This window comes from Planctomyces sp. SH-PL14 (genome assembly GCF_001610835.1).
GTDB lineage: Bacteria > Planctomycetota > Planctomycetia > Planctomycetales > Planctomycetaceae > Planctomyces_A.
In genome coordinates this window covers 1762380-1785412 of sequence record NZ_CP011270.1, presented here as the reverse complement: position 1 = coordinate 1785412, position 23033 = coordinate 1762380, and the positions used below count along the sequence as shown (strand labels likewise).

The following is a 23033-nucleotide window of genomic DNA, read 5'->3' as shown; positions in this document are numbered from 1 at the left end:
TCCATTTCGGGGCCGATACGGGCTGTCGTATGCTGGGGCGTTGATTCGTGGGTCTCCGGGTCGGGAGGATGTCGTTTGCGCACGATACGACTGATCGCCATCATCGCCCTGCTCTCCGCACCCGCCTGGGCCGCGGATCCCGCGGGCGTTCAGTTCTTTGAAGCGAAGATCCGCCCGATCCTGATCAAGCACTGCTACGAGTGTCACTCCGCGGAATCGAAGTCCCTCAAGGGGGGGCTGCTCGTCGACACCGCGGAAGGGCTCAAGACGGGGGGGGACAGCGGTCCCTCGCTGTTCCCGGGGAAGCCGGAAGACAGCGTGCTGCTGCAGGCGCTGCGGTACGAAAACTATGAGATGCCCCCCTCCGGCAAGCTGCCTGAGGATGTCCTCAAGGACTTCGAGCGCTGGATCTCGATGGGGGCCCCCGACCCGCGGACGGAATCGGTCACCCGGCCGACGGCCAAGGCAGGGCTCGACATTGAAGCCGGCCGCTCGTTCTGGGCCTTCCAGCCCGCCGAGTCGCATGTCCTCCCCGAGGTGAAGAACGCCGACTGGCCGAAGACCTGGATCGACCGGTTCGTCCTCAACCAGCAGGAAGCGAAGGGAGTCGCGCCGCAGCCCGATGCCGACCGCGCGACGTTGCTGCGGCGGATCTCGTTCGACCTCGTCGGCCTGCCGCCGACCGACCAGGACCTCAAGACCTTCCTCGACAGCGAGGACCCCCAGGCGGTCGAGCGGTACGTCGACCATCTCCTCCGGTCGCCGCAGTTCGGCGAGCACTGGGGCCGGCACTGGCTCGACGTCGCTCGCTACGCCGACTCCAACGGCGGCGACTTCAACGCCACGTTCCACGAGGCCTGGCGTTACCGCAACTACATCATCAACGCCTACAACGCCGACCGCCCGTTCAGCGAACTGATCGTCGAGCAGATCGCGGGCGACCTTCTGCCGGCGGCTGACAAGGCGGCCCGCGAGCGGCAGACCGTGGCGACCGGGTTCCTGATGCTCGGGACCAAGATGCTGAGCGAGCGGGACAAGGAAAAGCTGCGGATGGACGTCGTGGACGAGCAGGTCTCGGCGGTCGGCAGCGCTTTCCTGGGGATGACCCTCGGCTGCGCCCGCTGCCACGACCACAAGTTCGACCCGATCCCGACGAAGGACTATTACGCCCTCGCCGGAATCTTCCGCAGCACGCAGGTGCTCGACGGAGAGATTCAGAAGTATGTCTCGAACTGGGTCCGCCAGCCCCTCCCGATCGAACCCGAGCACGCCGCCGCCCTCAAGGTCTATGAGGAGAAGTCGAAGGAGCTCAAGAACCGGATCAAGGCGGCGGAGGAGACCCTCAAGAAGCAGAAGTCCTCCGCGTCGCTGACGAGCTACCTGGAGCAGGGCATCACGGTCGACGACACGCAGGCCGAGGTCGTCGGGCAGTGGAAAGCCTCCGTCCATTCGAAGGAGTTCGTCGGCAAGGGGTACATCCACGACGACAAGCTCGACAAGGGGCAGAAGCGGGTCACCTTCCGCACGAACCTTCCGGCCGACGGTGAATACGAAGTCCGCATCTCCTATCCGGGGAGCAACGGCCGGGCGACGAACGTCCCCGTGACGGTGGTCCATTCCGCGGGCGAATCGGTGGTCACCGTCGACCAGTCCCAGGTCGCCCCGCTCGAAAAACTCCTGCGGCCGATCGGGATCTTCGAGTTCAACGCCGACAAGCCGGCCGAAGTCACGATCTCCAACGCCGGAACCGACGGATACGTCATCGTCGACGCGGTCCAGTTCGTCCCGAAGAAGGAGCTGCAGATGGCGGTGGCGTCCAAGGATGGCGAGAAGCCCGCCTCAGGCGCGATGGCCAAAGAGGCTCAGAAGGACCTCGAGCAGCTCAAGCAGGAGCTCAAGGCGCTCACCGAATCCGCTCCGCCCCCCGCGCCGGTCGCCCTGGCGGTGAACGACGCTCCCCAGAAGGGGGACTGCAATATCTGCATCCGGGGCGAGACGAACATGCTCGGCCCCAAGGTGGCCCGCGGGTTCCTGCAGGTCGCCATGTTCGATGAGCCCCCCGCGATCGCGGCCGACGAGAGCGGCCGGCTGGCTCTCGCGCGCTGGGTGGCGGACTCCCGCAATCCGCTGACCGCCCGCGTCTACGTGAACCGCGTCTGGCACGCCCTCCTGGGGGCGGGACTCGTCCGGAGCGTCGACAACTTCGGCATGCTGGGAGACCGGCCGACGCACCCGGAACTGCTCGATCAGCTCGCGGTGGAGTTCGTCGCGCACGACTGGTCGACGAAGTGGCTCGTCCGCAAGATCGTCCTCAGCCACGTCTATCAGCTCTCGAGCGCCTATGAAGAGCGAAGCTGGTCGGCGGACCCTGAGAACAAGCTCCTCTGGAGGGCCCACCGCAAGCGAGTCCCGGCCGAGGCGATCCGGGACGCCATGCTGTCCGCCGGGCAGCAGCTCGACAGCCGCCAGTCGGATTCCGCCGTCAGCGGCCTGGGAACGCTCGTGACCGTCAACCGGGCGGACGACGGCGGCTATTCGCAGTCCGAGGGGAACGTCCGGACGGTCTACACCCCCGTGATCCGGACGGAGCTCCCCTCGCTGCTGCGGGTCTTCGATTTTGCCGATCCCGATTTCGTGACCGGCCAGCGGTCGGAGACGAACGTCCCGGCCCAGGCGCTGTGGATGCTGAACGGCGAGTTCGTGGCGGCTCAGTCCCAGCGGGTCGTCGACCGGGCCCTGAAGGATGACCTCTCGACCGTCAGCGAGCGGATCGACCAGCTTTACCGGTTCACCCTCGGCCGTCCCCCGACGATCGAGGAGGCAACGATCGCCCAGAAGTTCGTCGACCGGGCCGGCCTCGATTCGCTGACCGATGCGAAGGCCCGTGAGGCGTGGAGAGAGCTCGTCCACGCAATCTTCGCCTCCTCCTCCTTCCGGATGCTCGACTGACCGGCCCCTGTGGGGCAAGGCTCCCGCCCGGGAGGGCGAGGCTCCTGCCGAGCCGCGAACGTCAACGACCGCCGGCGAATCCTGCCTCTGCAACAGACCACACGTTTTCGGAAGTCGCTCTGATGAAGACTCGTTCCAGCACGACCCGACGCACCTGCCTCCAGCGTTTCGGCAGCGCCGCCGCGGCCCTCTCTCTCGCCGGAATGACCGGCCGGACGCTGGAAGCCGCTTCGGCACCGGCGGAGCTCGCGCCGCATCATCCGGCGGGGGCCAAGCGGGTCATCTTCCTGTTCATGCACGGCGGGCCGAGCCACGTCGACACCTTCGACTACAAGCCCGAGCTCCAGAAGCGGGACGGCCAGCCCCTGCCGTTCGAAGCCCCGGCCAACCTCGACGCCAAGCCGGTCCTGATGAAGTCGCCGTGGAAGTTCCGGCAGCACGGCGAGTCGGGGCTGTGGGTCTCGGAGCTCCTCCCGCACATCGCCGGGCAGGCGGACGACCTGTGCGTGATCCGCTCGATGCACAGCCGCGGCCAGTCTCACGGCCAGGCGGTCTCGATGATGCACACCGGGAGCGACAACCTCGTCCGTCCCTCCGTCGGCGCCTGGGTCTCGTACGGCCTCGCCAAGGAGAACCAGGACCTGCCGACGTTCGTTTCGATCGGCCCCTCGAGCGGCCACGGCGGCCCGCGGAACTACGGGGCCGCCTTCCTCCCGACCGAGCACCAGGCAACGACGATCGGCCGGCAGGGAAAACTTGGCGAGGCGACGATCGAGCACCTCGCGTCGACTGAGAAGGCCGACCGGCAGCAGGAGCGGCTCGACCTGATCCAGTCGCTCAACCGGGCCCACCTCGACCGCGTCGGGCCCGACAACGAGATCACCGGCACGATCGAAGCTTACGACCTCGCCAGCCGGATGCAGCGGTGTGCTCCCGGTGCCCTCGACCTGTCGAAGGAGTCGAAGGGGACGCAGGACCAGTACGGCGTCGGCCAGAAGGCGACCGACAACTTTGCCCGGCAGTGCCTCCTGGCCCGGCGGCTCGTCGAGGCGGGGGTCCGCTACGTTGAGCTCTCCACGGGGAACGTCTGGGACCAGCACGGCGGCCTCCGCGAAGGGCATGAGAAGAATTCGCTGGCGACCGACCAGCCGATCGCTGCTCTCCTGGCCGACCTCAAGGCCCGCGGGCTCCTCGACGACACGCTCGTCGTCTGGGCCGGAGAATTCGGCCGGACGCCGACGATGCAGGGGGGGAACGGGCGGGACCACAACCCGCAGGGCTTCTGCGCCTGGCTCGCCGGCGGCGGGGTCAAGCCGGGGATTTCGTACGGCGAGACGGACGAGGTCGGCTACCACGCGGCCCGCAACCGGGTTCACGTCCACGACCTGCATGCGACGATCCTGCATCAGCTCGGCCTCAACCACGAGCGGCTCACCTACCGCTACGCCGGCCGCGATTTCCGGCTGACGGACGTCGCCGGGAACGTGGTCCACGACATCCTGGCGTGAGAAACGGCCGCTCGAAATCGAGGGGCCGTTGGCTGCGTCCCGGGCTCGATTTTGGACCTTCGACTGCACTCGGCGCCCGCGCGCTCCTACAATCCCCGGTTTCCCGCGGCTCGCCGTCGTGTCCCGAGGTGTTGAGGTCAGAGTGTCCGAGGATCCCGCCCGGGAGCCGGTTGTCGCGCCTGCTGTTTCCGCCCCCATTGTTCCCAGCACCACCGCCCTCCCTCCGCCCGCCGCCGTCGCCCCTTCCTCGGCGCAGGCTCTGGCGGGGCCGGCGCCCCTGACGACGACGGGGGTCGTGCTCTCGGTTCTCTGCACGGTGCTGTGGGGGGGCGTGTCGGTCGCCAGCCAGATCGCGACGGACAGCATTCCGCCGATGCTCCTGGCGACGTTCCGCTTCCTGCTGGCGGCCGTCTTCATGTATGGCTGGTGCCGCTGGGAAGGGACCTCGATCCGCATCCGCCCCGGCCAGTGGCGGCCGGTCGTCGTGATGTCGCTCTACATGTTCTTTCAGATCGGCACGTTCCAGCTCGGGACTGCCTGGTCCACGACGTCGCACTCGACGCTCCTCGTCAACACCTACGTCTTCTGGGTCGCGGCCATCGAGACCTGGGTCCTGAAGACCTTCCGCCTGAGCGTCCGGCAGACGATCGGGCTCTTCGTGGCGGCCGCGGGGGTCGTCCTCCTGATGGCGACCGACCGCCGGGCCGGGGCGACGTCGCTCGACGAGCCGACCGTCCTGGGGGATGTCGTGCTCGCGGTCAGCGGCCTCCTGTTCGGCCTGATGACGATCGCCACGCGGCCCGCCCTGCGGGCGATCGAAGCGGGCCCCCTGATCCTGTGGCGGAACTTCTTCGCCGCAATCGCGATGGGGGCCGTGAGCTTTGCGACCGAGGACTACGGGCCGATCCGCTGGGACACGCGGACCGTCTCGGCGGTCCTGTACGCGGGACTCGTCGTGTCGGGGATCTGCTTCTCGCTGCAGGTCTGGCTCCTGCGGCGGTTCAGCGCGTCGCAGGTTTCGGTCTTCAGTTTCGCGACGCCGATCTTCGGCGTCGCCCTCGGCGTCCTGATCCGCGGCGACGTCCTTTCGCCGTGGCTGTTCCTCTCGGGGATCTGCGTGGCCCTCGGGATTGCGCTCGTCAATGCGCCGGTGCGGAAGACCGCGGCGAAGTGATGGCCGCGGGTTTCGGCCGCTTTCGTCTGGAGGATCGCGCCCGTCTCGCGGATAATCGCCAGTGGCGACTCCCGCCGGACTGCGGATTGGAAAACACGCGAATGATGTCGACGCGGCAACAACTCGAAAGCTTCTATCGGTTCGCCTCGGAGCACGCGGGGTTGGAGTCCGGCGGGATCTCGATCGATGAGATCTACGCCGCCTGGAGGAGCCGCCATCCCCAGGCGGAAGAACTGCGGGAGAGCCTCGGCGCGCTGGGAGAGGCATCCGCTGAGCTGGATCGAGGGGAGACGGGAACCTCCGCGGAGGAGGTCATCGCCGATCTTTACGGACGCCTCGGGCTGGTCGTGGACGGATGAGCCACGCTGTTCGCATTCTTTCCCGGGCCAGGCGGGACATCGACGAAATTGTCCGGCATCTCGCTGGGCGATCTGTCGCGGGAGCGGCTTCCTGGATCCGGGCGCTCGACCGAGCTTTGAAGAGGCTATCCGACCACGCTGAGTCGTGTTCGCTGGCCGCTGAAGATGAGTTCGTGGCGATTTCGGTTCGGGAGATCCTGTTCAAGACGCGACGGGGACGGGTCTACAGGATGCTGTTCACGATCCGCGAGGGAACGGTGTTCGTCATGCATGTCCGCGCCCCCGGGCGGGACTTCGTTGGGGAAGGGGAGCTGGAAGATCCCGAGCTTGAGTCTTGATCGGCCTGCAGCGGACAGGCTTGTCGCCGGTCAGTCCAGCCGCAGCAGGATGAACTTGAGATAGCGGAACTCGCTGAAGACGAGCGGGTAGGGGTGGTCGATCGGCTGGCTGGTGATCGAGACGATGGTCGCCCGGCGGCGGGCGGCGGAGACGGACTCCTCGCAGACTTCGAGGAAGGCGGATTCTCCGACGTGGCTGGAGCAGGAGGAGGCGGCCAGGAGGCCTCCGTCGGCCGTGCACCGGGCGGCGTCGGTCAGGAGCTTTCCGTAGGAGGCGAGGGCGCGGGGGACAGCCGCTTCCGAAGGGGCGAACGAGGGGGGATCGACGATCACGATGTCCCACGTGTGCCGCTGGCTCGCGGCCCCTTCGAGGAACGCGAAGGCATCGGCCGCGACCCCCTCGTGGCGCTCGGCGGGCAAGTCGTTGAGCGTCCAGTGTGTTGCCGCGGCGGCGATCGCGGGGGCGGCGAGGTCGACGGTGGTGACGTGCGAGGCTCCGCCGACGCCGGCCGCGACCGAGAAACCGCCGGTGTAGCCGAAGATGTTGACGACGCTCCGCCCCTCGGCCTGGCGGCGGATCAGGTCGCGGTTGTCCCGCTGGTCGAGGAAGAAGCCGGTCTTCTGTCCGCGGCGGAAGTCGGCCGTGAAGCGGAGCCCGTTCTCGAGGAACTCCGCGACGCCGTCCGGCGGAAGCTCTCCGGCAAGCCGGCGGCTTTCCGACTGGCGGTCGCGGGGTTTGAAGTCGATCCCCTTGAGGCCACCCTCGTGGAGGAGCCACTCGGCGATGCCGTCGATATCCCAGAAGCCCGCCGGTCCGGCACCGTCGACCTGCAGGACTCCGACATCGCCGTAGCGATCGACGATGAGTCCCGGGACCTCGTCCCCTTCGCCGTTGAGAAGTCGATAGCCGGTCGTTGACGGTCCGAAGCTCCGTCGCCGGAGGTCGAGGGCCCGCGTGAACTGCCGCTCGGCCCAGCGGTCGTCGAGGCGAACCCGGTCTTCGGCCGTGCAGGCGCGAAAGGCGAGCGGGCAGCCGGGATCGTAGTAGCCCCGGGCGATCTCGCGGCCCTTCTTGTTGTCGAGCAGGACGGCGCTGGCTCCCGCGGGGGCCCGGGGGAGCTCGCGGAGGGCTTCGGCGTAGACCCACGGATGGCCGCGCTTGATCATCCGCACGAGATCCCGCCCCAGACGGAGGACGACGGGCTCGCGATCGGAATTCAGCAGGAGGGGCACGGCGGGCTCATTCGGGACAGTGCGGTTCCGGCGAAACCGCTGCCGCGAAGAGTAAGCCGGGCGCACGAAACTCGAAATCCGGGAGACGCTGAAAATCCGCGACTTCGCGAGACAGGACGGATCGGCTCCCGCTTTTTCTATCGATGTCGATCTGCCGTCATCCGGGACCTCCCTTGGGTTTCGCCATGGAGGAACACGGGTGCATACGGATCAGAGCATGGGATTCCAGACTTCGCGGGGGGGCGCAAGAATTCAGGGACGAGTGATCGTTCGAACTCGTCCCCGCTTGTCCGGCGTCAGGCGACGTCTGGCGATCAGGGGGCCGGCGCGGCGCCCCAGGCGAACAGGGCCGCTCCGAGGAGGGCACCGATGCACGGCCCGACCACCGGGATCCACGCGTAGCCCCAGTCTGACGATCCCTTGCCGGCGATCGGCAGGAGGGCGTGGGCGAGCCGGGGGGCGAGGTCGCGGGCGGGATTGATGGCGTATCCCGTCGTTCCACCCAGGCTCAGGCCGATGGCCCAGACGACGAGGCCCACAGCGGCGGGTTCGAGTCCGCCGACGGCGGCCCGGGAGACGCTCGACGCCACGAGGACCAGAACGAAGGTTCCGATCGCTTCGCTGAGGAGGTTCGCCGGAGCGTTGCGTATGGCGGGGGCGGTGCAGAAGACGCCGAGCTTGGCGGCGGCGTCCGGCGTCTCCTTCCAGTGGGGAAGGAAGTGGAGCCAGACCAGAACGGCCCCCGCGAACGCGCCGGCGAACTGGGCCGCGATGAGCACAAGACTGTCCGCGACCGCTTTGCCGCCGATGACCATGTCGGTCAGGGGGCCGACCGGATTCAGCGCCCCCGGTCCGCCGAACGCCTTCGACGTGAAGATGCCGCAGGCGACGGCAAAGGCCCATCCGGCGGTGATGACGATCCAGCCGGAATTGTGGGCCTTGGACCGGTTCAGGAGGACATCGGCGACGACGCCGTCTCCGAGGAGGATGAGGATGAGTGTTCCGAGGAACTCGCCCGTTGCGGGGGATGCCACTTTGAGAACTCCGCAGATTGGGGCCGGCGCAGGCCGTGCGGTGGTGGGGGACGGTGGGTGTCCCGGATGGGTGAGCTGTAATCGACGGACAGGTTTGGGGCAATTGCGGGGCGATTCGTGCGCGAATTCGGGGGAGGTGATGCTCGGATTGGGAGGGAGAGCGCCGGTCGCGCGCTCCTCTCGCGGAGCGAGAGGGCTACCTTCCCGGGTCCAGGGGGAACCCTGGCGGGGGATGCAAGGGGGGCGGCCCCCCTTGCCCGCCGGAGGCCGACCGTCGAGAGTTGTCTGAAGGTGGGTGTGTCCAGGCGCGGCTCGGTGCCGGATGCCCCCCTCACCTGGGCGCAGCCTGCGGTTCCGAACCGTGAGCAGAGGGTCCGTCGGCGGCGTTGGCAGACGAAGTCGGATTGGGAGCGCTGTTGCGGGACGAGCCGAAAGTGTGGCGTCCCAAAAATCTCCCCAGTGTCAGGTTTCCTCTTCCTCCGGGCGGCGCGGCGACGCCAGCGGAACTTCTGGGGATGGTTGGCTTCGAGGAGACAGATCAGGAGGCGGTCGGAGTATCGGCGCCGGACGCCGACGATCTGGCGGCCGTAGTAGACCGGTTCGGGGAGGCCCTGGATCGCAATGGTCCGGGCTTCTTCTTCGAGGAGGAGCGCTTCGAGGGAGGGTTTTCGCTCTATCGGCCCGGGACGGGTTCGGGCTGTTCGGGGCGGCCGGAATTTCGTCCCATTGTCAGGTGGGCGGCGTTTTCGGGGGGCTTTGGGGCGGCGGAACTTCTCGGGGTGGTTCGCTTCGAGGAGGAGGATCAGGAGCTTGTCGGAGAACCGGCGTTTGAAGCCGACGAGCTTCCGGCCGTAGAAGACCGGTTCCGGGACTCCCTGGTTCCGGGCGATCGTCCGGGCCTGTTCTTCGAGCTGGAGCGCGTGCTCCTTCGCGATGGCGGCGAGGGCCTGGCGGTAGGTTTCGGAGACCCGGAGGGCGTTGTAGTGGAGTTCGCGGGAGACGCCGGACTTGGCGGCGGCGATCCGGACGATGCCATAGGTCCGGTAGGCTTCGAGGAAGGCTTGCTGTTTTGTCGTGAGAGGTTTGGGCATGGCGTCGTTCCGAGGAGGGGACGCCGGTCTATCGGCACGGGCTTCCTTTGCCCGTGCAAACGCGCCGAAAAATCGGCTCGATTGTCAGGTTCACCAACCCGGGGGCGCGGTCGGACGGCCAGCCGCCCCCGATCTATCGGCGCGCCGGGAACAGGCCGGGGTTCGAGCGAACACCACGACGCCCGGGCGTGAGGAAGGATGGTCCAGGAAGCGGCCCCCCGGGCACTTCGTGCCCATGCATCCGACCGCTCCCGGTGCGCCGCCCAGACACGGCTGCCCCGAAGCGACCCGCCGTGTCATTCAGCCGAAGAGGACTCAGACGTCGCCCAACGCAAACCACGCCCTTCCGCAAAGCCTCCAGGGACGAGAGCCACCCGACCCGGCGAAGGCGGTGTTTGACTAGGAGTCATCTGCCTCGAGCGTGCGATGTGGTGAGGAACGCTGGGCTGCTCTGATGTCAGATCCCAAGAGGATGTGATACCAGACGTTGAGCTCCTAAATTTCCCCAATCCGGCGGAAATGAGACGAACATCTAAGTGTCCAGACAACGCGGTTGAAGGGCTTGTGGGTTACCCCTCACCACAACATGTTGGGAGTCCCTTTCCCGGGCCGGGCATGACCGACACACTACATCTTGTGGACAGCTGATCTTGCGGAAACTGTATTTGCCCGATACACTTTTCCCCTGCCTGAAACTCCTGCGTACGAGGCGAGCCCTTTTCGGGCTCGTCTCGTCTTTTTCTCCGCATCCAAAAAAATGGGGAACTCGGCTAGGCGCGATTATGCGCTTGGCGATATGTTCTTCCGTTCATTGGGAATAGTCGAGAAGACGGCGCGGTCGAGTTTCAGGCAAGACTCTCTTCCAACGCCCTGCTGGCGACCCTTCCCCTCCCCTCGATTCGGAAACCTGCGTGTGCATGTGTGCGCGCAAAAGAACAGCCGGCTTCCTCGCGGAGAACCGGCTGTCGTACCGCACGCGCGCCTCCCCAGTTACCAGCTTAGGGGCGAACGGCCGATCCTACTTCCGCTGGGAGCATTATCAATGCCCCGAACGCCTTTGTTTCCCTTCAGTGCAGCCGTGATCGCGGCCGCGCCAGCTCTCCAAGGTGTGTACCTCCTGTACGACTCCCAAGGTGGTCTGACCTATATCGGTCGGGCTGCCGGAGCGACGGTCACCATCCGGTCCCGTCTGCAGAATCATCTCAGTGGAGCTGAGGGGCCTTGCACCCAGCGAGCCTCGTACTACGCGTATGAGTTGACGATCGATGCTGCAAACCGTGAGCGGGAATTGCTTGCGGAATGCCTAGCGAACTACGGGCGGCTCCCCCCCTGCAACTCGGTTATGCCTGGTCGCTGACTGGGATTGACCAAGTCGGTTTGCACAGGCCGGTAAGGAGCGTTCCCGAACCGGCCTCGTTCCCGGCGGCGTCGAAAAGGATCTCCCGATTCCCAAACGGAAGATCCCCAAAAAGTCGCAATCGATACGGGGCATCGGTACCCGGCATGGTCTCAAGCTGAATCGTAAGTCCCGTGGCGGGGTCCGAGACAATTTGATCTTTGACCTGCCACATATGGCACCTCTCGGACAAGGGTAGCTCTTGGTGTCCCGCGATGCGCGGGAGCCTATTGGAATTCCGAGGAATTCGGCAACTGGTGTTCCGAGGACGGCGCCCGACCGCCTATCCCTGAACCATTTCAGGCAGTGCGACCATCGAGTGTCAAGCCTGCCAATCTCTTAGGACATTTCCATGAACTTTATCCACTTTGATCTCGGCCAGTGCCAGAGCGGCGCAGTCGTTGAAATCACGCTAAGCGCCGGGGCCCACGTCCGGCTCTTGGATAGCTCGAACTTTTCGAGCTATCGGAATGGTCGCAATTGCCATTTCATCGGCGGTCTCGCCCGTAGGACTCCGGTTCGCCTGCAGATTCCCCAATCGGGGCACTGGCACGTAGCGGTCGACATGCAGGGACTCCGTGGTTCTGTCCGTGCGGGGGTGCGGATGCTGTCCTGATCTCGCGGGCGTGGGGAGCTTTAAGGTTCGTAGCGGCCGCCGTCTGAGCGAACATGGGGCCGCGTGTTCGCCAGAGCGGTGCGTCCGTCGGTGGAATGACAATGCGATCTATTTCGCCGACTGCGCTGCGTCGCCCCTGTGATCCGGCAGGAGGACGATGGCCTCAATTCGGAAGGGATGTCTCTCTCGAACGTGGCGTATGGCGAGACGTAATGACTCGCGGCCAAGATCCGTCGTCAGGATTGGACGCCGCTCATGCGTGACAACGGTAAAAAGTCGAGCCGGCCCTCGCAGCTTCGACGGTACGTCCTCATGGGCGGCGTCTCTCGATAGCGAGGGCGGGTTTTGCTGGGTCTTGACCCAGCCTACGAATTGCGACCTCAATGGCCGTTGCCGCTCGACTCCGAGCTTTTGCCGTTCTGCTGGCTGGCCTGAAAGAGAAAACCCTTCGGGCCGAGGAGGTTGATCAGGCTGTCTTTGAGCGGCTGGCTGGCGGCGACCGTGGCCGAGGTGGTCAGATAGCAGCGGAGGTAGCTGCGGATCACGTCGGTGTGGGCGGTCTGGCCGTTCGTCCCGTTCGCTTCCGCGGTGTGCGAGCCGTTGCCGTTGCCATTTCCGTTCTGGACGGAGAGCGGTTTGACTGGCTTGTCTTCCCAGGTCTCGATGACGAGGACCACCGGCGTTTTGCCCGGGTGGCCGGCGAGCGTATCGCGGATGCGGCGCATGTCGTCTTCGGTGTGGTAGCCGCGGCGGAGCTTGATCAGGATCTGCTTCGTGAACTCCCGCTCCGCCTGCTCGAGCGTCATCACCTTGTTGACGATGATGTTCGGCTCGCGGCTGCGGAGGTCGACCCGGCCCCGGACGAGGAGGATCGCCTCCGGGACGACCTTGTCCCCTTCCCTCGCAAAATCGTCCGGCCACTGGATGCAGCGGACGACCCCCGTGGGGTCTTCCAGGTCGAAGTTGATGTACTTGCTGTGGCCGTTGCGGCTCGGCTTCTTGGTGGCCGCCTTCTTGATCGAGGAGACCATGCCGCCGATCAGGACGTCCTTGCCGTCCCCGATGTCCCGCAGATCCTTGACCTGGTTCTGCGTGAACGCCTGGAGCTGCTCCGAGAACTCGTTGAGCGGATGCGAGGTCAGGTAGAAGCCGATGACTTCCTTCTCGAAGGCGAGCTTCTGGCTGTAGTTCCAGTCGTCCGCAGGCGGGAGCGAGAGGTCGGGCGGGGCCGCTTCGGCAGTCTTGGATCCGCCGCCGCCACCGCCGAATTCGAACAGGTTCTTCTGGCCGCGGGCTTTGTCCCGCTGCTTCGACGATGCGGCCTGCATGGCGCGGTCGACCGCCATGATGTGCTGGGCGCGGTTGGGGCCGAACGAATCGAGGGCCCCGGCCTTCACGAGCAGTTCCAGCGCCCCCTTGTTCAGGACCTTGCCGTCGATTCGTTCGCAGAGATCGAAGATGTCTTTGAACACCCCGCTCCGCTCCCGTTCCTCCATGATCGCCCTGACGGCCCCTTCGCCAACGCCGCGGATGGCGCCCATGCCGAAGGCGACCCGGCGGACCGTCTTCGTCGGGACCGGCTCGTTCGGATCGGCGGCTTTCTTCTTCTTAGCCTTCCCGTCCCCTTCGGGTGCGATTGGGACTTCCTCGACGACGACCGTGAACTCGACGCCGCTGAGGTTGACGTCCGGGGGGACGATCTCGATCTGCATCCGGCGGCAGTCGTCGGTGTGTTCCGCGATCCGCTCGCTCGACTCCATGCCGCACGAGAGGAGCGCGGCCATGAACTCCTGCGGGTAGTGCGCCTTGAGATAGGCGGTCTGGTAAGCGATCGCCCCATAAGCCGTGGAGTGCGACTTGTTGAAGCCGTAGCCGGCGAACTTCTCGATCAGCGAGAAGATGTCGTCCGCCTGCTGGCGGGGCATGCCGTTCTTCTCGGCGCCTTCCAGGAACTGCTCCTTGTACTTGGCGATGATGTCGTACTTCTTCTTCGAGATCGCCTTAATGCACTGGTACGACTTGGCGAGCTCGACCCCTCCCAGGCGGTTCAGGATCCGCATGACCTGTTCCTGGTAGACCATGACCCCGTAGGTCTCGTCCAGGACGCCGTCGACGATCGGGTGAACGGTCGGCACCGGCTCGCGGCCGTGCTTGACGTTCACGTAGGTCATGACCATCCCCCCTTCCAGGGGGCCGGGGCGATAGAGGGCCGACGTGGCGATGATGTCCGCGAACTTGTCGGGCTTCATCTTCGTCAGCAGGTCCCGCATCCCGCCGGACTCGAGCTGGAAGATCCCCTTCGTTTCCCCGCGCTGGAGGAGGGCGAAGGTCGGCTTGTCGTCGAGCGGCAGGTCCTTCGGGACGATGTCGACGCCGCGGTGCTTCTTTACGTTCTGGACGGCTTTGTCGAGGATCGAGAGGTTTCGCAGCCCAAGAAAATCCATCTTGAGAAGGCCCGCCTTCTCGACTTCCGTCCACTGCGTGAGGATGTCCTCTTTGCCCGAGAGTTTCTGGAGCGGGACATACTCGATGAGCGGCTGGTCGGCGATGACCACGCCGGCCGCGTGGGTGCCGGCGCTCTTGGCGAGACCTTCCATGGCGATCGCGAAGTCGACGAGCTCCTTCGTCTGCGGATCGGCCTGGTACTGCTGCTTGAGTTCCGGATTCTCCTCGATCGCCTCCGTGATCTTGATGTTGAGGGTTTCGGGGATCATCTTGGCGACTTCGTCCGCCCGCTTGAGGTCGACCCCGAGCGCGCGGGCGACGTCGCGAATCGCCGCCTTCGCCTTCAGCGTGCCGAACGTCCCGATCTGGGCCACGTTGTCGACGCCGTACTTCTCCTTGACGTAGTTCAGGACCATTTCCCGCCGGTCCCGGCAGAAGTCCATATCGATATCGGGCGCCTCGGTCCGGCTCGGATCGAGGAACCGTTCGAACAGCAGGTCGTACTCGATGGGGCAGACGTCGCTGATCCCCAGCAGGTAGGCGACGATCGCCCCGCAGGCGCTTCCGCGGGCCGTGCAGGGGATCCCCTGCGAGCGGGCGAACCGGGCGAAGTCCCACACGATGAGGAAGTAGCTGGCGTACCCCATCTTGTTGATGACGCCGAGCTCGAACTCGAGCCGGTCCACGAACTTCTGCTCGGGGTTCTCTCCGTACCGCCACTTCATGCCGTCGTAGGCGACCTGCCGGAGATAGTCCTTGTCGGTCAGCGGCGGCGGCGGGGTGAAGACCGGGTAGTGCCGGGTCTTGAGGTCGAGCTCGATGTTGCAGCGGTTCGCGATCTCCTGCGAGCGGGCGACCGCCTCGGCCCGGTTCGGGAAGGCGGCGTACATCTGCTCGGGAGAACGGATGAAGAGCTGATCGGTGTTGATCTTCATCCGGTTTTCGTCGGTGACGCGGGCTTTTGTGTTCACACACAAGAGCACGTCGTGCATCGACGCGTCGGTCTGGCAGAGGTAGTGCGCGTCGTTCGTGGCGACGAGCGGCAGCCCCATGCGATCGGCGAGTTCGATCGTCGCTTCAGCACAGGACTGCTGGATCTCGACGCCGCCGTCCTGGATCTCCATGTAGAAGCGGTCGCCGAAGAGGTCGACGTACCACTTCACGAGCGATTCGGCCTTTTCCTTCTCGCCACCCAGGAGGAGTCGCGAGAGTTCGCTCGAGGCGCAGCCCGAGAGGCAGATGACCCCTTCGTGGTATTGCTGGAGCAGTTCCTTGTCGATGCGGGGCTTGTAGTAGAACCCTTCGAGGTAGGCCTTGGAGGCCATCCGCGAGAGGTTCTTGAAGCCCGTCGCGTTCATGGCGAGGAGCGTGAGGTGGAACGTGGCGTCCTTCATCCGCGACGCGCTGCGGTCCGTGCGGTGGCCGGGGGCGATGTAGGCCTCGTACCCCAGGATCGGGTTGACGCCGCCGTCCTTGCACTTGGTGTAGAACTCGAGTGCGCCGTACAGGTTCCCGTGGTCCGTGATGGCGCACGAGTCCATCCCCAGCTCTTTGACCTTCTTGACGAGGTCGGGGATTTTGCTGGCCCCGTCGAGGAGGGAGTAGTGGGTGTGGCAGTGAAGGTGGGCGAAGGGCCGCACCGGGGCAGCCTCGGCTGCGGGGGTCGCGAGATCGCTCATGAATCCGTGCGAGCGGAGGGGATGGCGGGGAACAGCGCGACTGATTCGCGCCGGAGTGAAACCGGGATTGTACCAGATCTGATCGGCGCTGCGGCCCGGCTCCGAGCGGTTTTGACGGGGAGCGGCGCAATGGCCGTGGATGTCGCGGGTTAGGGTAGATGGACGGCGTCGACATGGGTGCGTTCGCTGGATGGTGGCCGGGCGACGTGGCGTAGCTTCGGGCTCATAAACCGGGTCCAGGGGCACCCTGGTGGGGGATGCAAGGGGGCAACGCCCTCTTGCCCGCCGGAGGCCCTCTCGTCGGAAGATGTCTGAAGGAGCTCGTGTCCAAACGCGGACACGGTGCCGTATGCCCCCTCACCAACCCGCGGGGATTGCATCGCCGGCGGTGTGGATTGAGGGAGTCCTCATAGCTCGTACCACAAAGGGGACATCCGTTGCTGACCACGGTTCCCCATCGAAAATGCCTCCGGCGGCAAGGGGGCGTGGCCCCCTTGACCCCAGGCGGCCGTGGCACGTTGGGTTTGAGCTATGGGCGTCGTCCCGGCAAGGAGGCGATTTCACCCCGTCAACACTCTGCATCCATCAGAATCGGCCCATCTGTCGCCACGGCCGGCGATCCGCTTTACCCTGCAGACGTCTGACCAAGCTCGCGGAATGGTACCAGCGCCGATGGCTGCTCATCTGTGTTGATCTGTGTCCATCTGTGGCTCAATTCGTTCTAGCCACAGATGAACGCAGATGCACACAGATCGGAGTGGCGACGCTTCCCGTGCCGGTCGGATCTCCGAACTCCCTGGCTCCACGATTCGAGAGACCATGCGCCCAATGCTTTTCCTGCTGGCCCTCTTCGTTCACGTCCTCGCCCCGGCATCGTTCGCTCAGGAGGCGAATCCGCTAGCGAGCTACATCCAGCTTCACTACACGAAGCAGGAACACCGGGTGGCCATGCGGGACGGAGTGAAGCTCTTCACGGCGGTCTACAGCCCTCGCGATACGACGAAGACGTGGCCCATCCTGATGAAGCGGACCCCCTACGGCAGCGGGCCGTACGGCGTGGACAAGATGGCCGAGAAGATCGGCCCGAGCGAGGAGGCGGTGAAGGCGGGGTACATCTTTGTCATCCAGGACGTCCGCGGGCGGTTTCAGTCCGACGGGGAGTTCCAGCAGGTGACGCCGCATGTCGTCGACAAGAAGGGGCCGAAGGATGTCGATGAGAGCAGCGACACCTATGACACGATCGAGTGGCTCCTCAAGAATGTCTCTGGGCACAACGGCCGGGTCGGGATGTTCGGGGTTTCGTACCCCGGCTTTTACTGCTCGGCGGGAATGATCGACGCCCATCCGGCACTCAAGGCGGTCTCGCCGCAGGCTCCGGTGGGGGACTGGTACTTCGACGACTTCCTGCACAACGGGGCGTTCTTCCTGGCCCACGCCTACCGCTGGCTGGGGGCCAACGCTCAGCCGCGGCCGCAGCTCATCACCGAACGTCCCGAGGCGGCCAAGTACGCGACCTATGACGGTTACCAGTTCTTCCTCGACGCCGCGACGACCGACACGGTCTACAAGCAGCACCTCAAGGAGAACGTCCCGTTCTGGGCCGAGATGATGGCCCATCCCAACCGGGACGAGTTCTGGCAGAAGCGGGACATCCTGCCGCACCTCAAGAACGTGGCCCCGCAGGTCATGACTGTGACGGGATGGTTCGATGCCGAAGACCTGTATGGCTCGTTCAAGACGTATCGGTCGGTCGAGGCGCTGAACCCGAAGGTCAACAACGTTCTGGTGGTCGGCCCGTGGCACCACGGCGGGTGGTATTCGACGGACGGCGAGAAGCTGGGGCCGGCGACGTTCGGCTCAAAGACGGCTGCCTTCTATCGGGCGGAGATCGAACTGAAGTTCTTCGAGAAGTACCTCAAGGACGCCGATACGCCGGGCTTGGCCGAGGCGACTTTGTTCGAGACGGGAGCGAACACCTGGCGGACGTTCGATGCATGGCCGCCGAAGTCCGTTCAGCCGCGGACCTATCTGTTCCGCGAAGGAGGGCTGCTGGCGGTTGGTGACGCCGGCCAGAAGCCGTCGGCTGGAGGGGGCGAGAAGGGCGGAGCGTCATTGGCGTACGACGAATACGTCAGCGATCCCGCGAAGCCCGTCCCCTCGACCGAGACGATCGCGCCAGGGATGCCGATTGAGTACATGGTCGACGACCAGCGGTTTGCGGCGCGGCGGCCGGATGTCCTTGTCTACCAGACGCCGCCGCTGACGGAAGACCTCGTGCTGGCGGGGCCAATGACGGTCGACCTGTGGGTCTCGACGACCGGGCGGGATGCCGACTTCATCGTGAAGCTGATCGACGTCAATCCCGCGGCCCCGGAGAAAGAGAAGCAGCCGGGGTATCAGATGATGGTCCGGAGCGAAGTCTTCCGCGGGCGGTTCCGGAACAGTTTCGAGAAGCCCGAGCCGTTTGAGCCCGGCGTTCCGACGCGGGTACGGATCGACCTGCTAGACGTGCTACACCGCTTCAAGAAGGACCACCGGCTGATGGTCCACATTCAGAGCACCTGGTTCCCGCTGGTGGATCGGAACCCGCAGAGCTGGGTTCCGAATATCCACTTTGCGAAGCCGGAGGATTTTCAGAAGGCGACTCATCGCCTGTACCGGGACACAAATCACCCGACCTCGCTCACTGTCGGCGTCCTCCCTTGAGGTAGCCGGCGGCGGCGAGGTTCGGATGAGGAGACGGTCTGTCTCTCAGGGGCGTGACCGGCTGGGCCGGTACCGCTGTGGGGCGGCTACATGTTGCCCGGCTCGGAGATGTGTTCGAGGGCGGCTGCGCACACCGCTTCATCGGGCTCGCGGACCGCGAGGTCGCCGAGCGAGACGATGCCGACCATCCGCTTGTCGCGGTTGAGGACGACGAGGCGGCGGATCTGGTGTTCTTCCATGATCTGCCCCGCTTCGCTGGAGTCCTGGTCTTCGAAGCAGAAGCGGATTCCGGCCGTGAGGATCTCCGAGACGTGGGTTTCGTTGCAGTCGCGGCCCTGGGCGATGGCGCGGATGACGATGTCGCGGTCGGTCAGGATCCCTTCAATCCGGTCGTCGTGGCAGACCGGGAGGGCCCCGACATCAAGGCGGCGCATCATCTCTGCGGCGGAACGGAGCGATTCGTCGGGCGAAATACACTCCACGTGTGAGGTCATAATTTCTGAAACGAGCATCGTTTGAACTCCTTTTGGGGTGTGGGAGGTTGCCGTAGGCGAACCCCGCGGCTGAGGCGTTCCAGAGAGCGCGGCAACTGATGTTCCGACGCAGGATTTCGTTGTGGAAGAAGCCGTTTGGGGGATGAATCGGGCGATGGCGGCACGAACTGGTGGTTGTCGAGAAAGCAGGGTGGGTGAACCGACGCCGCATCCGGGGTGCAGCCCGAACCGTGTTCTTGCCGGTAGGACTCTGCCACCTCAAACCCAACGTGCCACGGCAGCCTGGGGTCAAGGGGGCCACGCCCCCTTGCCGCCGGAGGCATTTTCGTCGCGGAACCGTGGGACACAACGGATGTCCCCTCTGTGGTCCCAACGTTGAGGACTCCCTCACATCACACCGCTCACTTTGCAATCCCCGCGGGTTGGTGAGGGGGGCATACGACACGGCGTCCGCGCTTGGACACTCACTCCTTCAGACATCTCTCGACGGCCAGGCCTCCGGCGGGCAAGGGGGATTCTCCCCCTTGCATCCCCTGACCAGGGTGCCCCTGGACCCGCATTTGGCGACCACCAATCGGCGAATGCAGCCGCTGCCGGAGACACCTTTGAGCGCCTATCCAAACCACGCAGGACGTGATCCGCAAGAATTTGGTGTCCAACCGGCCACGCTTTCCGCGCGGCGGCCCCTTCGTCCTATACTCCTGAGATCACCGTAGCGAGCCATCAAGCCAATGCACGTCACCATCACCGCTGTCGGACCTGACAACCGGGGCCTGGCCGATCCGATCGTTCACTATGTGACGGATGCCGGGGCCAACATCCACGAAATCCAGATGTACGACCACGATGCGGAGCAGCTCTTTGCGATGCTGCTGCGGGTCGAGTGGCCGGAGTCAGCGGGGGCCGTGAGCACCCTGCGGGAGGCGATGCGGGATATCGGCGAGCGGAAGGGCCTGTCGATCCGGACCTGGGCCCGCGATGAGCGGAAGGACCTGCCGCGGATTGCGCTCTGCACGACGTACCGGCCGGAGCCGGCCCGGGCCGTCCTGCGAGACATCCGCGACGGCCGGCTGAAGGCGCAGTGCGCGGTGATGATCGGAAACCGGAACGCCTGCCGGGGGCTGGCGGAAGACTTTGGCGTCCCGTTCCACAACATCGGAAAGGGTGGCGATCCCGACTACGGCGAGATGACGCGGCTTTTCGACGAGTACCAGGTCGATTACATGGTCCTCGCCCGGTACATGCGGGTTCTGCCCCCGCGGATCTGCTGGGAATTCGCGGGCGGGCGAATCATCAACCTGCACCACGGATTGCTCCCGTCTTTCCCAGGCTTCCGGCCTTACCAGGACGCTTATGTCCGGCACATGCTGACGTACGGGGCGACGGTCCACTTCATCATCCCCGAGCTCGATGCCGGGGATCAGATCATTCACCAGGGGACGTTCAACGTCTTCCCGGGGACGCCGCTGGAGGAGATCACGCGGATCGGCGAGACCGACAACGAGCCGAACGTCCTGAGCGAAGGACTGCGGCGGGTCATCGACCGGGAGGTGGAGCTGCATTTCCACCGGATCATCAAGAACTCGCGGAAGTAGGCGTCGTTCCGCGTCGATCGAGCACTGCACGACGGAGCAGCTTCAGACGATTGCTGTCTCGGAGCGGGCGGATGCGGAAGTTCACTCTTCGGAGATCCGCTTTGGACCGACTGGGACCGGGGCCGACGTTCGTCCCTTGAAGACAGCCTGGAAACCGAAGGCGGCCAGCAATGGTCCGAAGGCGAGAAGAGCCCAGCCGAGGCTCAGACGCCCTCGACGGCGAAGCGGAAGACTCCACGCGCTCAATGCCTTTTTGTCGCTGACGACCAGCCAGTTTCCGTCTTCGGAGAACTTGCCGGCCCAAAAGTCCGTGACTCCGGAGTTCCGCCGACCGGTGGCCACGTCGAGCAACTCGGGAGCTTCGAATCGTGTACTGATGGGCGAATAGTGACCTTCCCCTGCGGGACCGGATACGAGAGCCCAACGTTCTGCGGTTGCAAGCAGCGTTGGCTCTCCAGACTCATCCAGTGTCGCAACCTGCTTTCCAGTGACGACATCCAGTACGTGATCGCGGTCGATTACGGTCCGAGGTGTCGTCAACTTCCGCTCCCATGCGGTCTCGCGAAGATCCTGAAAGTGGCGCGGGGAGGCCCGGCGTCGTTCCAGCGTGTTTTCGCGCCATTTCCAGACGTCGATCTCGTGGAACTGGCTGATGGAATAGGTGCCGCCGGACGTGTCTGCGACCACTGAATAGGCAACGAGACATCGGTCTTCGTCATGAAATGCCAGGGCGTCGAACGAAAACTCGTCGTCCGAAGTCTTCCTCTCGGAGTCTCGTTGGCCAGACTGGAGATCGTAAACCTGCCAGACGTGTGACCGGCCTGACTGACCGTCCTTGGCGGGGATCCTGGACAAGGTGGCGAGCCACCTCGAATCCGATGAACATGCAGCCAACTGAGCACCTTCGATCTTGAGGTGTTCCGCCGCGGAGTCCAGTCTCCAGACGTGAACTCCGATCGCATCCGTTTTGATAACGAATCGCCCGTCCCGACTTGGAATGGCGGTTGAGAAGTCGATTCGATCTGCCGGGCCGTTCCAGGGAACGGATGCACCATCCGACATGCGGAGCAGTTCGAATGTCGGCCCCAACTGAAGCCAGGCGAGGTCGCCGATCACACCGCACTTGCAGCTAGTGCTGTCTCGATCCACACGGAGTTGCCCGGTCTTCCAGTTCCAGATGCGCAGGCGGCGCTCGTGCTCGCCGTGCGACATGTTGGCGACGATGAAGTCGCCCGCGACCGCAAGATCCTGGAGAAAGCCTCCGAACTGCCCTTTTGCGGGCGCCTCCTGACCGGTCTGCTGATCCCCGTTGCCTAACTCGACCATGCGTCCGGTCGGAACGTCCAGTAAGTAAAGGGGCCCGTTCGGCATCGGATGCCCGTAGTCGGCCTGCGTATATTCACTCAGCAAAAGAGCCCTGGGCCCGACGAACTGCAGCGGAAGCGGATTCTCAATCGTGGATCGAACGTACTCCGGTGCGGGGCGCGAAGCGAGGAATGGAACGGTCACGGTGGCCATCCAGGCCAGGGACCCCATTCCCCATCGAAAGCGATTTCGCCCGGACCTCGATGTTGTGCTCGTTTCCATGGTCGACCACGACTGCTGTTCGGCTGTCCCCGGAAACCGTACGGAAAACCGCCGTGAAAGCGGGAAGCCGATCGGCCCAGCCCGCGAATTCGAATCGGATCGGGCGGGCAGGTGCCCTACGTGCCGGAATCGACGGCCGAATCCGCCGTCGGTAGGCTGAAGCGATCCCAGATTTCTCGGAGATCCTCATGACTGTCCGGTCGCTGCTTTCCGTTTCTCTTGCCGCTCTGCTCGGAGTCACGCTCATGGCCAACGTTCATTGGGCCGCCTCGGAGAAGGACAAGGCTCTGCGCCATGTCGTCTGCTTCAAGTTCAAGCCGGACGCCAAGCCGGAGCAGGTCGAGGGGATCGTGAAGGCGTTTGCCGAACTCCCCAAGAAGGTCGACGGGATCGCCGCTTACGAGGCGGGGACCAACAACAGCCCCGAGAACCTGAACAAAGGTTTCACCCACGTCTTTGTCGTGACGTTTAAGGACGAGGCGGCCCGCGCGGCGTACCTGCCGCACCCGGCCCACAAGGCGTTCGTCGATCAGCTCAAGCCGATCCTGGAAGACGCCTTCGTCGTCGACTACTGGACGCCGTAGTCCGGACGCCCGCTCGAGGGCGATCGGCCGATCTTGTTGTGATTTCAGCAGTTGCCATTCAGCCCGTCTATCCGGCGGGCCGATCCTTTGTCTTCGTCAGCCATCAGGACGACCCGCAATTTCGCTGTGTTCGGACCAACCGTCACAGCCAAATCCGTCGGAAAAGTTGATGCAGGCGGACTAACCCCGCCGATGAACTCTCCGACAGCGTGTCTTCCAATCGAGTCCGTTCCGGATTCGGCCGG

Annotated in this window: 14 protein-coding genes and 1 pseudogene; 10 read left to right on the top strand and 5 right to left on the bottom strand. The window is 64.9% G+C overall.

Annotated elements, in window-relative coordinates; translation table 11 throughout:
- Positions 1-75: 75 nt before the first annotated feature.
- The 5 genes from VT03_RS06995 (at position 76) to VT03_RS06975 (ending at position 6328) form a co-directional block, all read left to right on the top strand.
- Entirely contained in the window at positions 76-2949 is a 2874-nt protein-coding gene (locus tag VT03_RS06995) for a DUF1553 domain-containing protein (protein ID WP_075092333.1), read from the top strand.
- 122 nt (positions 2950-3071) lie between these two features.
- Complete coding sequence (locus VT03_RS06990; RefSeq protein WP_075092332.1) at positions 3072-4457, top strand: DUF1501 domain-containing protein; 1386 nt, start codon at positions 3072-3074, stop codon at positions 4455-4457.
- Between the two features lie 142 nt (positions 4458-4599).
- A complete protein-coding gene (locus VT03_RS06985) occupies positions 4600-5631 on the top strand; it encodes a DMT family transporter (protein WP_075092331.1) in 1032 nt (343 codons plus the stop codon).
- Between the two features lie 101 nt (positions 5632-5732).
- Positions 5733-5990, top strand: a complete 258-nt coding sequence (locus VT03_RS06980; RefSeq protein WP_075092330.1) for a hypothetical protein — start codon at positions 5733-5735, stop codon at positions 5988-5990.
- Positions 5987-6328: a type II toxin-antitoxin system RelE/ParE family toxin gene (locus tag VT03_RS06975; protein WP_075092329.1), complete on the top strand. Its 342-nt coding sequence runs from the start codon at positions 5987-5989 to the stop codon at positions 6326-6328. The genes VT03_RS06980 and VT03_RS06975 overlap by 4 nt, the downstream gene beginning before the upstream one ends.
- A gap of 30 nt (positions 6329-6358) precedes the next feature.
- Here VT03_RS06975 and VT03_RS06970 read toward each other — a convergent pair whose 3' ends face one another.
- Both VT03_RS06970 and VT03_RS06965 read right to left on the bottom strand, forming a co-directional pair.
- Positions 6359-7561, bottom strand: coding sequence for a class I SAM-dependent rRNA methyltransferase (locus VT03_RS06970; RefSeq protein WP_231870613.1), 1203 nt, complete (start codon positions 7559-7561; stop codon positions 6359-6361).
- A 314-nt stretch (positions 7562-7875) separates the two neighbouring features.
- Complete coding sequence (locus tag VT03_RS06965; protein WP_075092328.1) at positions 7876-8595, bottom strand: MIP/aquaporin family protein; 720 nt, start codon at positions 8593-8595, stop codon at positions 7876-7878.
- 515 nt (positions 8596-9110) lie between these two features.
- Between VT03_RS06965 and VT03_RS06960 the strand changes: the two genes are divergently transcribed.
- On the top strand, positions 9111-9878 hold the full coding sequence (locus VT03_RS06960; protein WP_075092327.1) for a hypothetical protein: 768 nt from the start codon (positions 9111-9113) through the stop codon (positions 9876-9878).
- A 1556-nt stretch (positions 9879-11434) separates the two neighbouring features.
- Positions 11435-11692 (top strand): annotated as a pseudogene (locus tag VT03_RS35190) (DUF1883 domain-containing protein); the annotation flags it as partial.
- Positions 11693-12078: 386 nt separating this feature from the next.
- Here VT03_RS35190 and dnaE read toward each other — a convergent pair.
- Positions 12079-15822, bottom strand: coding sequence for a DNA polymerase III subunit alpha (dnaE, locus tag VT03_RS06945; protein ID WP_075092325.1), 3744 nt, complete (start codon positions 15820-15822; stop codon positions 12079-12081).
- 819 nt (positions 15823-16641) lie between these two features.
- Between dnaE and VT03_RS06940 the strand changes: the two genes are divergently transcribed.
- On the top strand, positions 16642-18528 hold the full coding sequence (locus VT03_RS06940; RefSeq protein WP_075092324.1) for a CocE/NonD family hydrolase: 1887 nt from the start codon (positions 16642-16644) through the stop codon (positions 18526-18528).
- Positions 18529-18614: 86 nt separating this feature from the next.
- On the opposite strand, the gene VT03_RS06935 is transcribed toward VT03_RS06940, so the two are convergent.
- Positions 18615-19040, bottom strand: a complete 426-nt coding sequence (locus VT03_RS06935) for a CBS domain-containing protein (protein WP_075092323.1) — start codon at positions 19038-19040, stop codon at positions 18615-18617.
- 713 nt (positions 19041-19753) lie between these two features.
- Between VT03_RS06935 and VT03_RS06930 the strand changes: the two genes are divergently transcribed.
- Positions 19754-20617: a formyltransferase family protein gene (locus VT03_RS06930; protein ID WP_075092322.1), complete on the top strand. Its 864-nt coding sequence runs from the start codon at positions 19754-19756 to the stop codon at positions 20615-20617.
- 81 nt (positions 20618-20698) lie between these two features.
- Here the strand turns inward: VT03_RS06930 and VT03_RS06925 are convergent, their stop codons facing one another.
- Positions 20699-22027 (bottom strand): hypothetical protein, encoded by a 1329-nt coding sequence (locus VT03_RS06925; RefSeq protein ID WP_156514336.1) that lies wholly within the window; start codon positions 22025-22027, stop codon positions 20699-20701.
- Positions 22028-22392: 365 nt separating this feature from the next.
- On the opposite strand from VT03_RS06925, the gene VT03_RS06920 reads away from it, so the two are divergent.
- Positions 22393-22788, top strand: coding sequence for a Dabb family protein (locus VT03_RS06920; protein ID WP_082846005.1), 396 nt, complete (start codon positions 22393-22395; stop codon positions 22786-22788).
- Positions 22789-23033 lie beyond the last annotated feature (245 nt).